At 59.5% G+C, this 13,245-nt stretch carries 14 protein-coding genes; 10 read left to right on the forward strand and 4 right to left on the reverse strand.

Annotation, left to right across the window (positions count from 1 at the left end):
- Nucleotides 1-64 precede the first annotated feature (64 nt).
- The 10 genes from BJP07_RS03430 (at nucleotide 65) to pyk (ending at nucleotide 8,795) form a co-directional block, all read left to right on the forward strand.
- Nucleotides 65-1,291, forward strand: coding sequence for an MFS transporter (locus tag BJP07_RS03430; protein WP_083584090.1), 1,227 nt, complete (start codon nucleotides 65-67; stop codon nucleotides 1,289-1,291).
- 11 nt (nucleotides 1,292-1,302) lie between these two features.
- Nucleotides 1,303-1,956: an imidazole glycerol phosphate synthase subunit HisH gene (gene hisH / locus BJP07_RS03435; protein WP_083584064.1), complete on the forward strand. Its 654-nt coding sequence runs from the start codon at nucleotides 1,303-1,305 to the stop codon at nucleotides 1,954-1,956.
- A 39-nt stretch (nucleotides 1,957-1,995) separates the two neighbouring features.
- Nucleotides 1,996-2,745 (forward strand): bifunctional 1-(5-phosphoribosyl)-5-((5-phosphoribosylamino)methylideneamino)imidazole-4-carboxamide isomerase/phosphoribosylanthranilate isomerase PriA, encoded by a 750-nt coding sequence (gene priA / locus BJP07_RS03440; protein ID WP_071566369.1) that lies wholly within the window; start codon nucleotides 1,996-1,998, stop codon nucleotides 2,743-2,745.
- A gap of 5 nt (nucleotides 2,746-2,750) precedes the next feature.
- Nucleotides 2,751-3,575 (forward strand): inositol monophosphatase, encoded by an 825-nt coding sequence (locus BJP07_RS03445; RefSeq protein WP_071566084.1) that lies wholly within the window; start codon nucleotides 2,751-2,753, stop codon nucleotides 3,573-3,575.
- A 70-nt stretch (nucleotides 3,576-3,645) separates the two neighbouring features.
- Nucleotides 3,646-4,419: an imidazole glycerol phosphate synthase subunit HisF gene (gene hisF / locus BJP07_RS03450; protein ID WP_071566085.1), complete on the forward strand. Its 774-nt coding sequence runs from the start codon at nucleotides 3,646-3,648 to the stop codon at nucleotides 4,417-4,419.
- Entirely contained in the window at nucleotides 4,419-4,787 is a 369-nt protein-coding gene (gene hisI / locus BJP07_RS03455) for a phosphoribosyl-AMP cyclohydrolase (protein ID WP_071566370.1), read from the forward strand. The genes hisF and hisI overlap by 1 nt, the downstream gene beginning before the upstream one ends.
- On the forward strand, nucleotides 4,788-5,432 hold the full coding sequence (locus tag BJP07_RS03460) for a TIGR02234 family membrane protein (RefSeq protein ID WP_071566086.1): 645 nt from the start codon (nucleotides 4,788-4,790) through the stop codon (nucleotides 5,430-5,432).
- A gap of 103 nt (nucleotides 5,433-5,535) precedes the next feature.
- The gene (locus BJP07_RS03465; protein WP_071566087.1) at nucleotides 5,536-6,330 is read left to right on the forward strand and encodes a hypothetical protein; all 795 of its coding nucleotides are present in this window, start codon (nucleotides 5,536-5,538) and stop codon (nucleotides 6,328-6,330) included.
- Nucleotides 6,331-6,348: 18 nt separating this feature from the next.
- The gene (gene lgt, locus BJP07_RS03470) at nucleotides 6,349-7,239 is read left to right on the forward strand and encodes a prolipoprotein diacylglyceryl transferase (protein ID WP_071566088.1); all 891 of its coding nucleotides are present in this window, start codon (nucleotides 6,349-6,351) and stop codon (nucleotides 7,237-7,239) included.
- Between the two features lie 110 nt (nucleotides 7,240-7,349).
- Entirely contained in the window at nucleotides 7,350-8,795 is a 1,446-nt protein-coding gene (gene pyk / locus BJP07_RS03475) for a pyruvate kinase (RefSeq protein WP_071566089.1), read from the forward strand.
- A gap of 53 nt (nucleotides 8,796-8,848) precedes the next feature.
- On the opposite strand, the gene BJP07_RS03480 is transcribed toward pyk, so the two are convergent.
- The 4 genes from BJP07_RS03480 to BJP07_RS03495 form a co-directional block, all read right to left on the reverse strand.
- Nucleotides 8,849-9,169 carry a hypothetical protein gene (locus BJP07_RS03480; protein ID WP_071566090.1) on the reverse strand — a complete coding sequence of 107 codons (321 nt, stop codon included), beginning with the start codon at nucleotides 9,167-9,169 and terminating at the stop codon, nucleotides 8,849-8,851.
- Between the two features lie 379 nt (nucleotides 9,170-9,548).
- The gene (locus tag BJP07_RS11445; protein WP_369822316.1) at nucleotides 9,549-10,319 is read right to left on the reverse strand and encodes an anthranilate synthase component I family protein; all 771 of its coding nucleotides are present in this window, start codon (nucleotides 10,317-10,319) and stop codon (nucleotides 9,549-9,551) included.
- Between the two features lie 55 nt (nucleotides 10,320-10,374).
- Nucleotides 10,375-10,740 carry a hypothetical protein gene (locus BJP07_RS11450; protein WP_071566092.1) on the reverse strand — a complete coding sequence of 122 codons (366 nt, stop codon included), beginning with the start codon at nucleotides 10,738-10,740 and terminating at the stop codon, nucleotides 10,375-10,377.
- 77 nt (nucleotides 10,741-10,817) lie between these two features.
- Nucleotides 10,818-13,214, reverse strand: a complete 2,397-nt coding sequence (locus BJP07_RS03495) for a glycogen/starch/alpha-glucan phosphorylase (RefSeq protein WP_071566093.1) — start codon at nucleotides 13,212-13,214, stop codon at nucleotides 10,818-10,820.
- Nucleotides 13,215-13,245: the final 31 nt, after the last annotated feature.

Consider the following 13,245-nt stretch of genomic DNA (forward strand, 5'->3'; position numbering starts at 1 on the left):
CCCACCAACACCGCTTACTGTTGAGGAAATCAACTCGGTCTCGAGCGTGTGGAAGGCACGTGGCATGAAACCCGTGCTGCTCGCGGTGATGGCAGCGTTCGTTGCATGGTCGATCTTGCTGCCCGTGATTCCCACAGCGGTGCTCGACGCTGGAGGAACTGAAACACTCGCAGGTCTGACCACTGGTGTGTTCATGCTGGCTACAGTATTGACACAGATGATGACGCCCGCGCTGCTGCGCAAGTTTGGTTTCGGTCTGATTATGGGACTGTCATCGATGCTGCTGGGCGTTCCGGCATTTGCTTACGCGCTTGGTATGGAAGCCAGTACGGTGCTGACCATCAGCGCTATCCGCGGCATCGGGTTTGGTGCCTTGACGGTTGCGGAAGCAGCTGTCGTTGCAGAGCTCGTGCCGCGTCGCCTCTTAGGCCGGGCGACGGGCACCTTGGGCATCATGGTGGGACTATCCCAGATGGTTGGGCTGCCGTCGGGACTCGCCCTCGTCAACGTCATCGGGTATAACGCTGTGTACTACATTGCAGCGGGCATCGGGCTTGCCTCACTGGTGGCCTGCCTATTTATCCCAGCTGTGCCACGATCGACCCGTGACGAACTGAACGTTGCGCATGTCCATGTTCCGATGTGGCGCCTCGTGTTCGTTCCAGGTATGGCGCTGATGTTCGTGGCCTCTGCGTACGGTGCAATTACAAACTTTCTTCCAGCTGCGATGCGTGACCTCGACCCCGCGAAAGGTGCGGCCCTTGGCGGGGTGATGCTGGGCGTGATGAACTTCGCCTCCATGCTGTCGCGCTACGCGGCCGGCCAGGTCATGGACCGCAAGGGATATCCGGGCAGCATATTGATTCCGTGCCAGTTTATTTCCGCAGCAGGTGTGTTCGTGATGGCGCTGATTCTGTTCCTTGACCTGCCTGTGTGGTGGATGGCGTTGGCGGCACTGATTTATGGTGCGGGCTTCGGCGCAGTTCAGAACGAGGCGCTCACGCTGATGTTTTACCGCCTGCCACGGTCGAAGAGTTCCGAGGCTTCCGCTATCTGGAATATCGCCTTCGATGGCGGCACCGGTTTGGGGTCGACGATGTACGGCATGCTGCTGACCATGATGGTGTTTACCCCGATGTTTGGCATCGCGGCGGCTGTGATTATGATCGGCGTGGTCATCACACTGTTGGATAGGCAGCTGGGCAAGCACCGCGTCGTCGAGGTGAATAATTTGTCGGTGCGGCTAAAAAATGTGCAGCCGCCGCGCCTCTACCGGAGGAATGGGCGCTAGAATCAGTCTCCATGACTGCTAACGACATGCCACAACCACATGTTGCACTGCTCGATTACGGTGCAGGAAATATTCGCTCTGCTCAGCGTGCCCTGGAACAAGTTGGGGCACGCGTTAGTGTTACCTCAGATCCAGCAATCGCAGTGGAGGCCGACGGCCTGCTCGTTCCAGGAGTTGGCGCCTTCGATGCCTGCATGCGTGGGCTGCAGGCGATGCACGGGGGACGAATTATTGGTCAGCGTCTTGCCGGTGGGCGACCTGTCCTTGGCATTTGCGTTGGGATGCAGATCCTGTTCGAACACGGTGTGGAGCATGGGATCGAAACTGCTGGGCTGGAGGAGTGGCCGGGAGCAGTCGAAAAGCTCCAAGCCCCGGTGCTCCCGCACATGGGGTGGAATACCGTCGATACTGTTGATGGTTCGCGCATGTTCGAGGGTATCGACGCCGATGAACGCTTCTACTTCGTGCACTCCTATGGCGTACGTGAGTGGACGCTGCAAGCAGATGAGTTCATTGCGCCGCCGCTCGTCCACTGGTCGGAGCATGGTGGCGACAGGTTCGTTGCAGCCGTCGAAAATGGACCGCTGTGGGCGACGCAGTTCCACCCGGAAAAGTCTGGCGATGCCGGGCTGCACTTGCTGGAAAACTGGGTCATGACGTTGTAGAGGCCTCCGGAGCTAGTTGAGTTGGATATGATGAGCACCATGACTTTTACCTTGTTGCCTGCTGTAGATGTTGTCCAAGGTCAGGCCGTGCGGCTGGACCAAGGGGAAGCCGGAACCGAGAAAAGCTACGGTGACCCTTTGGAGGCTGCTCGCCGGTGGGAAGCTCAAGGAGCTGAGTGGCTCCACTTTGTGGATTTGGACGCCGCGTTCGGGCGCGGCTCGAATCATGAGTTGATGGCGGAAATTACTGCGCAGTTAGGAATCGCTGTCGAGCTGACCGGCGGCATTCGCGACGACGCCAGCCTCGAGCGCGCGCTTGCCACTGGTGCGCAGCGCGTCAACATTGGCACCGCAGCGTTGCAGCAACCAGACTGGACCTGCCAGATGATTGAGCGTTACGGCGACAAGATCGCAATCGATATTGCGGTTCGCGAAACCGACGGTGAGTGGCGCACAAAGGGCAACGGCTGGACGTCTGATGGCGGTGACCTGTGGGAGGTGCTGGAGCGTTTCGACGCAGCCGGTTGCAGCCGTTTCGTGGTCACCGACGTCAGCAAGGACGGCACGCTCGCGGGGCCCAACATAGAGCTTTTGCGGGAAGTTGCCGCGGCAACGGATGCGAAAATTACAGCCTCTGGCGGGATTGCTTCCCTCGACGACGTTGTCGGCGTGGCTCGCTACGCTGACGAGGGGATTGATTCTGTCATTATTGGAAAGGCGCTCTATGAGAAGCGTTTCACGCTGAATGAGGCACTGGAGGCTGTCGAAAAGGTATCGAAGGGCGAGTAGAAAGCGTGCGGGATCTGCAGGCGTACCGAACCATCGCGTTAGGGGCCGTTGATGAGGCGGCCGAGCTGTTTCAGACGCATATCGGTGCAGCTCCGGCGCTCTTCAAGGGTGAGGGTGACTTCGCCACCGAGGCCGACCTCGCGATTGAGTCCCTGCTGAGGCAGCGTCTGACGGATGCGACGGGCATTCCCGTGTTCGGGGAAGAACACGGCGGTGACTTGAACGCTGAAGCGTGTTGGGTGCTCGACCCTATCGACGGGACGTCAAACTATTCGTGCGGCAACCCAATGTGCGCGATTCTGGTCGCCCTGCTTATCGACGGCCAGCCGGTCGTAGCTGTGACTGACATGCCACTGTTGGGGCATCGAATGCATGCAATTGAGGGGGAACCTGTCATGCTTGATGGCAACCCGCTTCCTGCGCTTCCGCAGGGCGTTGACCCGCGAACGACCGCTGCTCAAGTGGGCGTGGCGACCGTCGGGGCGGATGATCGTGCCGCGTTTCCGGCAGATGGTCGCCTTTCGTTTATTGGCGAGCTTGCTGCCGCCTCGTTGCGACCTCGCATGACGGGATCAGTGGGAGTGGACCTGGCGTTTGTCGCATCGGGTTCGTTTCAGGCCAGCGTCAGTTTCTCTCCACATGTGTGGGATAACGCTGCAGGTGTCTTGTTTGGACGGTGTGCGGGAGCAACAGTGACGGACGTGTACGGGCAGCCATGGGAGATGGCGTCGACTGGAGCTATTATCGGCACCGGTGCAGCGTATGCGACCGCCCTCGCGACAGTCCAACAATGCTTTGAAAGCCCTGATAGTGATGTTGCTTCGCGGTAGTATGTAGTTTCCGGAACGCATGAGCGGGCTGGAGTAGCGTGGCACTAAACATGTATGGAGGGTAATTACCTTGTCTGTTGCAATCCGAGTGATTCCTTGCCTCGACGTGGACGACGGGCGGGTAGTGAAAGGCGTCAATTTCGAGAACCTGCGGGATGCAGGTGATCCCGTCGAGCTTGCCCAACGATATGGAATGGAAGGTGCCGACGAGCTCACTTTTTTGGACGTGACGGCTTCGCGTGAAGGTCGGGGCACAATGCTCGAGGTGGTCCAGAAGACTGCAGAGCAAGTATTTATCCCCCTCACCGTCGGCGGTGGCGTTCGTAGTGTCGAAGATGTGTCGGAACTGTTGCGTGCAGGCGCGGATAAAGTCAGCGTGAACACAGCAGCAATTCACCGCCCGGAACTCCTGCGGGAACTCAGCGAGAAGTTCGGGGCACAGTGCATTGTGCTATCTGTCGACGCACGCCGCGTTCCAGGCGGTGGCCTTCCGCAACCATCCGGGTTCGAGGTGACTACGCACGGTGGTACACGCTCGGCTGGCCTTGACGCGGTGGAGTGGGCGCGTACCGGGCAGGACTTGGGAGTCGGCGAGATCTTGTTGAATTCGATGGATGGTGATGGCACCAAGTCCGGGTTTGATCTCGAGTTGTTAGAGAAAGTTCGCTCGGCAGTGAGCATCCCGGTGATCGCCTCTGGTGGGGCAGGCAAGGCCGAAGACTTCCCGCCAGCAGTGAAAGCCGGTGCCGATGCAGTGCTGGCGGCATCGATCTTCCACTTCGGGGAAGTGAGCATCGCAGAAGTAAAAGATGCTCTTCGAAACGAAGGCTTTGAGGTTCGATGATGACGGAACTGCGACCAGAAGATGCCGTACTCGATCCTGCGATCGCGGCGCGCCTGAAAACGAACGAGCGTGGTTTGGTTCCTGCCGTGGTCCAGGAGGTGGACACTGGTGAGGTGCTCATGATGGCCTGGATGGATGAGCATGCGCTGGCTTACACGCTGCAAAGCCGACGGGGGACCTACTTTTCACGCTCTCGAAATGAGTACTGGGTGAAAGGGCTGACTAGTGGTGCGGTCCAGGAGGTGCGTGAGGTGCGTCTTGACTGCGATGGTGACACGTTGCTGGTGAAGGTAAAACAGACGAACGGAGCGTGCCATACTGGGGACCGTACGTGCTTTGACGCTGACGTGTTGTTGGAGGATAGCTAGGTGAATACGGCGAACCGTGTCGGCGCCCTTTTAGTCGGCGTCGGCGGTGCGTTGACATGGGTGGGCGCCAGAATGGACTGGTTCACCGTTGAGGTGTTTGATGATCGTGCTGGTGCCAGCACCGCCACCGTCGATGGATCGACCTGGTCTACGGAGATTGCTGCGGTGTCGCTGTTGCTCATCGTTGCGATGGTTGCGATGTTCGCGCTGCGGCGATTTGGGCGTCGACTCGTTGGCATGGTGGCCGCACTCGGCGCCGTTGGCGCAGGGGCATCGGCTCTGCAGACTTTGATGGGTGATCCTGATCAGAGCCGTTTACACACGCTGCTGAGCGCCGGTAGCGCTGAACAGGGAAGTGCGGCGAGCGAAGGCACCATTGCAGCTTGGGCAGAGATTACGCAGGTCCAGCAGCACAGCACGGGTATTGTGCTGGCTGTTGCGGGGGCGGTCCTTGGTTTACTTGGAGCGCTTCTCGTGGTGGCTCGCCCTGGGGTCGATTCCGCGCAGCTCAACAAATACGAGACTGAGGCTGTGCGTCGCGAAAAGCTGGATGAGGATCTGGCAGCCCGGCCCGACTCTGGCCGTGTCATGTGGGACGCTTTGGACTCAGGTATTGACCCAACTGACGACGAGGTCGGCCGATAAATATTTGGTATACCCCCGTGAAATTTCATGAACTAAATATCCGCGGGCTACGCTGACAACTGCAACAATAGGCTTTCACCTCGGAGTCACGCGGGAGGCGGGTATGTGTGCCACGGATGTGCACAGCGAACTTTTCGCTGCAGTGCAGCGTCAGGTCGCACGTCGTGAGTCCGCAGTGTCCTTTCAAGAGGTGAAAGACCGTTCGCGCGCTGCCGCTTCTGCACGCGATGCATACGCAGCAGTAGACGCAGATGGGTGCTCCATTATCGCCCAGGTGCAATACAACCAGCACGGCGTCCGGACAACGCAACAGCGCATTCACCGCGCAGCGCTCGACGCAATGGAGCTCGAGATGCAGGGGGCACACATGTTGGCGTGCTCAGGTGCGCTGTTCGGCCGTGAGGTTGCAAATACCGAGATGGATGCGGCAAGGGCCGCGGTGCACATTCCCGTATTGAGCTTGGATACGATCATTGATCCCTACCAGGTACATGAAGCGCGCTGCTACGGCGCTGACGCGCTAGTACTTCGGACGGACGTGCTGGAGCAGCCGCGCCTGGAGGCGCTCCTTGATAGAGCGGAGACGCTTGGCATGTCGGCGTTCGTACAAATCGGAAAGGCCGAGGAAGCCACGCGGGCGCTTCGTGCCGGGGCATCTGTGCTGGCTGTAGTGCCGCCGCTACGCCCAGCGGGGGATATCGATCACTTTGCACTGGGTGAGCTTGTAGCTGGCTTACCCAGCAAAATTCGTGTCGTGCTGATGGCTGATGTGCTGACACCTCGTGACCTCTTCAACGTTGCTGCCGCTGGGGCAGATGCCATCCTGGCCGGCGCAGAGGCATCGATCCCTTCGCTGGCCACAGCGGGCCGCCACCCGGCGTGCGCTTCAAGGCGGTAATCAGGCACACTAGGGGGCGTGCAAACTACGATTCTGGCAAACATCCCCTCGCCGCCGCAGGGCGTGTGGCACATTGGTTGGCTACCCATCAGGGCGTACGCGCTGTGCATTATTACCGGCATCCTGCTTGCGATGTGGGTCGGCACTCGGCGCTACCGGGCTCGTGGGGGCGACCCTGACGTAATTTGGGACGCGGCAATTGTCGCTATCCCCATGGGGATCATTGGCGGTCGGCTCTACCACGTGCTAACGGATCATGATAAATACTTCGGCACAGGCAAGGATTCGCTGCAGGCGCTGAACATTACTGCGGGGGGTTTGGGCATCTGGGGTGCGGTTGCGCTGGGTTCCGCGAGCGTATGGCTGCTGCTTCGCTGGAAGAAGATTGCTGTTGGGCCTGTGGCGGATGCGCTTGCGCCGGGGATTGTGCTGGCTCAAGCAGTGGGGCGCCTTGGGAACTGGTTCAACCAGGAGCTTTACGGTGCCGAGACGACAGTGCCGTGGGCGCTCGATATTTATTACCGAGTGGATGAGCATGGGGCGTTCGCACCGCTGACGGGGCGTTCTACTGGCGAGGTCATAGCGAGCGTGCACCCGACGTTCCTTTACGAGCTGTTGTGGAACCTACTTGTGTTCGCCTTTCTGTTGTGGGCTGATAAGCGATTCAATCTCGGTCACGGCAGGGTGTTTTGGCTGTACGTCGCCGGCTACACAATGGGCCGTTTTGTTGTTGAACTGATGCGCACTGATGAAGCGACACTGCTTTTGGGATTGCGCGTGAACACGTGGGTTTCAGGCGTACTTTTCTTGGTTTCACTTGGGATTTTCTACTTGCTGCCGAGAGGAAGAGAGACCTCGGAAGTGGGCGCTCAGAACGATAATGATGATACGAATCGTGATTCGGGGTAGGGTGGTATCCGAAGTGGAAGATAGGCCACACGATACGACAGTGGAGAATTCACACACTATCTGGCCTTGAAACCACCGGTAATTGTTGAATCGCTACTAGGTTGGATCTCGTGGATAGAAGAACAAAGATCGTATGTACGCTTGGCCCCGCAGTGGCCAGTAAAGAAGCAATCCTCGGACTTGTGCGCGACGGCATGGATGTCGCTCGCCTCAACTTCTCCCACGGCGACTATCCGGATCACGAGCAGAACTACCGCTGGGTCCGCGAAGCCACCGATGAGACGGGACACGCAGTCGGCATCCTTGCTGACCTTCAAGGCCCGAAAATTCGTCTTGGACGCTTTGAGGAAGGCGCTACCGTCTGGGAGACCGGCGAAACGGTCCGCATCACCGTCGACGACGTGGCGGGAACGCACGACCGCGTCTCGACGACCTACAAGAACCTGGCCAAGGACGCCAAGCCTGGCGACCGCCTGCTCGTCGACGACGGCAAAGTCGGCCTCGTATGCGTCGAGGTCGACGGCAACGACGTTGTTTGCCGTGTGACCGAAGGCGGCCCGGTTTCCAACAACAAGGGTGTTTCCCTGCCGGGGATGGACATCTCCGTTCCAGCGCTGTCCGAGAAGGACAAGGCAGACCTGCGGTTCGCGCTCAAAATGGGTGTCGACGTCATCGCGTTGTCCTTCGTGCGCTCTCCGGCAGACGTTGACCTGGTCCATGAGATTATGGACGAGGTTGGCCGTCGTGTCCCGGTCATCGCGAAGCTGGAAAAGCCAGAGGCCGTCGACGCGCTCGAGTCGATCATTCTTGCGTTCGACGCCGTGATGGTCGCTCGTGGCGACCTGGGCGTTGAGATTCCGCTTGAGCTGGTTCCAGGCGTGCAGAAGCGCGTCATCCAGATCGCTCGCGAGAATGCGAAGCCGGTAATCGTCGCTACGCAGATGCTCGATTCGATGATCGACAACTCGCGCCCGACGCGTGCTGAAGCTTCCGACGTTGCGAATGCAGTGCTCGACGGTGCGGACGCCGTCATGCTTTCCGGCGAGACCTCCGTCGGTGTTGACCCGCACAACGTGGTCCGGACGATGAGCCGCATCGTTCGCTCTGCTGAGGCGATGGACAAGGTGCCACCGCTGAATCACATCCCGCGTACTCGTCGCGGCGTGATTTCCTACTCTGCAAACGACGTGGCAAACCGTCTGCATGCTCGCGCACTCGTGGCTTTCACCGCGACCGGCGACACAGCGCGTCGCGTAGCACGACTGCGCCCAGACCTACCGCTGCTCGTGTTTACCCCGAAGCAGGAGGTCCGCTCCCAGCTTGCACTTACCTGGGGCGTGGAGACCTTCCTCTGCCCGCAGGTGCACAGCACTGATGATATGATCGCCACCGTTGACAAGTACCTGCTTGCAATGGATGAGTACCAAGAAAACGACACCATGGTGATGGTGGCAGGTACTCCTCCGGGAGTTGCTGGCTCGACCAACACGGTCCACGTCCATCAGCTGGGCGAGGAAGCATACTGGTCGAAGAAGAAGGAAGGCGAAGAGGACTAGAACCAAGTCCCAGCTCTCGACACCCCGAGGTCGTCACGGCGCCACCATGCGCGTCACATGGCTGCCTCGGGGTGTTGTGGTATCTCAATGCGGGCACCCGCCGGTGTGAGGAGTGCGGTGACCGGGCTGATGCCCTGGACGGCGTTGAGGAACCACAGTGGCTGATCCGGCCCTGCAGGGCCGTTGACAATGCTGATCTCGAGCCCACGTGCGCGCTGAGCGACGAGTTGTTGCGTCGTCGACGGCAGATCCACGCCTGTAGGCATCACCAGGGTGTCCTCTTTCCAACCAACCAGTGCGCCGGTGGTGGTTTCGGCAAAGTCACCGAGGATGACGTCATGACTGCCCGGCAGCAGGTGCTGTGTGCGGTACATTCCTAGAGCCGTGAGATCGGGTCCCTTGCGCAATGGTTGGGTGCGAGGATCCTCAGGTTCATCGCGATCGAACTAGGTCAGGATCATTCGTACGCGCAGCACAGGAGATTGGCGTATATGCAGGTGGAAGGTATTTCCGAACTCTGCAACACGGGGAAAGACCGCGGTGTGCGGCGCGCACTGCGCCAGTACACGCAGCGTTTCTTGCCACAGCGTTGCTGGAGCTATACCAAAGCGTGCCTGGTGCAGATGAAAACCTCGCGGCGCCGCTCCTGCGTGGAGCCAGCTCTCCGCCCGGAGGCAAGGTGCTGCGGGGACAGCATCGGGCGTGATCGGGGACCACCATGCCGCGCCAACGTTCCATTCAAACACACGCATGCTAATGCACCAGCCCCTGCAACACGGCGTCAGCTTTCAATTGTTTGTCAGTGAATTCGGCTGCGGAGTCTGAATCCCAGTCGATTGCGCCACCTGCCCCAACAGTGATGTGATTGCCTCGTTTTACAGCGGTGCGGATGATGATATTGAGATCCGCGTTGCCGTCGAAACCGAGATAGCCGATGGTGCCCGAATAGATACCGCGCGGCCCGGCTTCGAGCTCGTCGATGATGTCGAGTGTGCGCGCTTTCGGTGCACCGGTCATGGATCCGCCGGGCAAGGTGGCGTCGATAAGGTCTGTGAGCGCCGTTGTCGAGCGCAATTCCCCGGTGACTGTTGAGACAAGTTGGTGCAAACCGGCGAACGTCTCTACCTCCATCAGGTGTGGTACCTGCACCGATCCCGGATTGCACACGCGGGAAAGATCGTTGCGGAGCAAGTCTACGATCTTGAGGTTTTCTTGGCGCGTCCTGGCATCCAGCTGTAGTTCCTGTGGGTCGGTGCTGCTTGGGGCCGTGCCCTTGATCGGTTTGGTGGATACGATGCCACCACTGACGTTGAGGAAACGCTCTGGTGAGGAGCACAGCACTTCGGTGCCAGTCGAAGTATCGAGCCGGAGAAACGCAGCATAGGGGGCGGGGTTCTGCTTCCGCAGTGCGCCGTACAGCGCGGTGCCGGAACCAGCGCATGTGCCCTCCCAGGTGTCGGTCAGGCAGACCTCGTAGGAGTCGCCGGACGCAAGGTACTTTTTGACCTTGGCGATACGCTTCAGATACTCGTCTTTGGTGTACCGCTATGCGCCTTCGAGGACAGTAGCCGACTCCACGTCAGGAGTACCGCTCGACCCGACGGCGTCCTCGAGCCACTCGAGCAACGACCACGCCTCTTCGTCTGGGCCACCGTGGTACAGCACCATGCAGCGTGCGATGCCCGAGGCAGACCCCGAGCAGAGGAATGCCATCAGCTGCCTCGATAACGCGTTTCGCTCCGCCGAAATCCGTGGCCTTGCCGGGGTGGCCGGGGCCGGGAGAAATGACGATATGTGTAAACTCTCCCGCGCGAATGCGGTCCGGGATATCGAGCGTTTCGACGTCCTCTGCGCCCACCACGAGCGGTTCCTCACCAGCGTTTGCTGCAAGCATATGGGCGAGGTTGAACGTATACGAGTCTCGATTATCGATGAGCAGGATCACGCGGAGAGTCTAACAGGCGCTGTAAGCAGGCTAAAGGCCTGCCGTGTCGAATCAGCGGCAGGCCTAAGCGCTATGGGCTAATTGATCGGCGTCGGCTCGATCTTCCAGACCTCGTTCGCGTAGTCGCGGATCGTACGGTCAGAGGAGAAACGACCGGACTCACAGATGTTGATCCAGCACTTGCGTGCCCACGCATCCGGGTCCTCGTAGTACTCCTTGGCCATGCGGTCGCGGGTCTCACGGTAATCCGCGAAGTCGCCCAGCACGTAGTAAACGTCAGCCTCGTCGAAGCCGAAGCCCTCGAGCAAGGAAGCGCGGATGTTGTGGAATGCGCCGGTGCCGCAGTCATCCAGGGTGCCGTCGACGAGCGCGTTGAGCACGCGGTGCAGGCCTGGGGTCTGCTCGGCGGTTGCCTTCGGGTCGTAGGAGCGCTGCAGCTCTGGCAGATCTTCCTCGAGAGCGCCGAAGATGTAGGCGTTCTCCTCGCCGACAGCGTCGACGATTTCCACGTTCGCGCCGTCCATCGTGCCAAGGGTCAGTGCACCGTTCATCATGAACTTCATGTTCGAGGTGCCCGATGCCTCCTTACCAGCAGTGGAGATCTGCTCTGAAACATCCGTTGCCGGGATGATGTGCTCAGCAGGGGAGACGTTGTAGTTCTCCACGAAGACCACGTGCAGGTACTTCGAAACAACCGGATCGTTGTTGACCAGGTCGCCGATGGCGTTGATGAGCTTGATGATGCCCTTTGCCATCGTGTAGCCAGGGGCAGCCTTCGCGCCGAAGATGAAGGTGCGCTTCGGGATATCGGTCTCGCCGTCTTCCTTGATGCGGAAGTACAGATCGATGATGTACAGCGCGTTCATCAGCTGGCGCTTGTACTCGTGCAGACGCTTGATCTGGGTGTCGTACACGGAATCTGGGTCGATGACGTCGCCCTGGCGCTGCTCGATCCAACGGGCGAAATCCTGCTTGTTCGCAGCCTTGATCTCGCGCAGCTCCTTGAGCACTGCAGGATCGTCAGCGTACTTACGCAGTTCCTTCAGTTTCGACAGGTCGGTGGTCCACTCGTCAGAACCAGACAGGCGGTCGAGCAGCGATGAAAGACGCGGGTTGCACATGCGCAGCCAGCGACGTGGGGTGACACCGTTGGTCTTGTTGTTGAAGCGCTCTGGGTACATCGAGTACCAGTAGTTGAGCGTATCGCGCTTCAGGATCTCGGTGTGCAGCGCAGCGACGCCGTTGACGGAGTAGGAAGCGTAGCAAGCGATCCACGCCATGTGGACCTTACCGTCGTGGACAGGGGAGTAGTGGTGAGCGTCCTCAGGGCCGATGCCACGCGATTCCATGTCGAGGCGGTAGCGACGGTCGATCTCCAGGACGATCTCCCAAATGCGCCAGAACAGCTGCTTGAAGATGGACTCATCCCAGGTCTCGAGTGCCTCCTGCAGCACTGTGTGGTTCGTGTAGGCGAATGTCTGGGTGGTGATGTTCCAGGCCTCATCCCAACCCAGGCCGTGCTCGTCCATGAGCAGGCGCATGAGCTCTGGGACTGCGAGTACCGGGTGGGTGTCGTTGAGCTGTACCGAATTGTACTCGTGGAACTTGCTCAAGTCCTCACCGTGGTGCTCGACGTAGTTATCGATCATCTCCTGCAGCGAAGCAGAGACGAAGAAGTACTGCTGGCGTACGCGGAGCACCTTGCCCGCGTACGTGGTGTCGTTCGGGTAGAGCACACGAGTGATGTCGTGGACCGCCTCGCGTTCGAGAATAGCGTCGGAGAAGCGCTGCGAGTTGAACGCGTCGTAGTCGAACTCGTGCATAGGCGATGCGTCCCACAGGCGAAGCGTACCGACGTTATCGGTGCCGTAGCCGGTAATCGGCATGTCGAACGGCACAGCGCGAACCGTCATGTCGTCGAACTTCACAATGCGCTGCTGAGAGGTGCGCTCCACAACGAAGGGGTAGAACGATTCCTTCCATGAATCCGGGTGCTCCTTCTGGAAGCCATCAACGAACTCCTGGCGGAACAGGCCGTAGCGGTAGAGCAGGCCATAGCCGGTGACTGGGTAGTCCTGCGTTACTGCGGAATCAAGGAAGCACGCAGCCAGGCGACCAAGGCCGCCGTTGCCAAGTGCGGCGTCATGCTCTGCCTCAAGAACATCGGTCAGGTTGTGGCCAAGTTCAGCAGCTGCTGCCTCGGCCTCTTCAACCATGCCCAGGTTCGTGAGGTTGTTCAGCAGCGCGCGACCCTGGAGGAACTCAGCGGAGAAGTACGCCTGCTGGCGCGTTGCCGAGTAGGCCTTCCGTGTTGCATCCCACTTGTCAGCAATCTGCTCCACAACAGCGGCCGAGAGCCCGGTCCAGAACTTGTTGTTGGTGGATGCTTGCGGGCTGCGTCCAGAGAAACCACGAACATGGCCGGCGACAGTGTCCTGCAGTGCCGGTACCGATGTTCCTACAGTGTTCTTCATAAAAACCTCAGATCTCTTGATGTATCGAATT

The organism is Corynebacterium sp. NML130628, assembly GCF_001875665.1.
Classification (GTDB): Bacteria; Actinomycetota; Actinomycetes; order Mycobacteriales; family Mycobacteriaceae; genus Corynebacterium.

What these genes read in the sequence shown, in the direction of transcription:
- BJP07_RS03495 (WP_071566093.1), bottom strand. Translation starts at nt 13,214, where the DNA reads ATGAAGAACACTGTAGGAACATCGGTACCGGCACTGCAGGACACTGTC.
- BJP07_RS03480 (WP_071566090.1), bottom strand. Translation starts at nt 9,169, where the DNA reads ATGTACCGCACACAGCACCTGCTGCCGGGCAGTCATGACGTCATCCTC.
- priA (WP_071566369.1), top strand. Translation starts at nt 1,996, where the DNA reads ATGACTTTTACCTTGTTGCCTGCTGTAGATGTTGTCCAAGGTCAGGCC.
- hisH (WP_083584064.1), top strand. Translation starts at nt 1,303, where the DNA reads ATGACTGCTAACGACATGCCACAACCACATGTTGCACTGCTCGATTAC.
- BJP07_RS03465 (WP_071566087.1), top strand. Translation starts at nt 5,536, where the DNA reads ATGTGTGCCACGGATGTGCACAGCGAACTTTTCGCTGCAGTGCAGCGT.
- hisI (WP_071566370.1), top strand. Translation starts at nt 4,419, where the DNA reads ATGACGGAACTGCGACCAGAAGATGCCGTACTCGATCCTGCGATCGCG.
- BJP07_RS03430 (WP_083584090.1), top strand. Translation starts at nt 65, where the DNA reads ATGAAACCCGTGCTGCTCGCGGTGATGGCAGCGTTCGTTGCATGGTCG.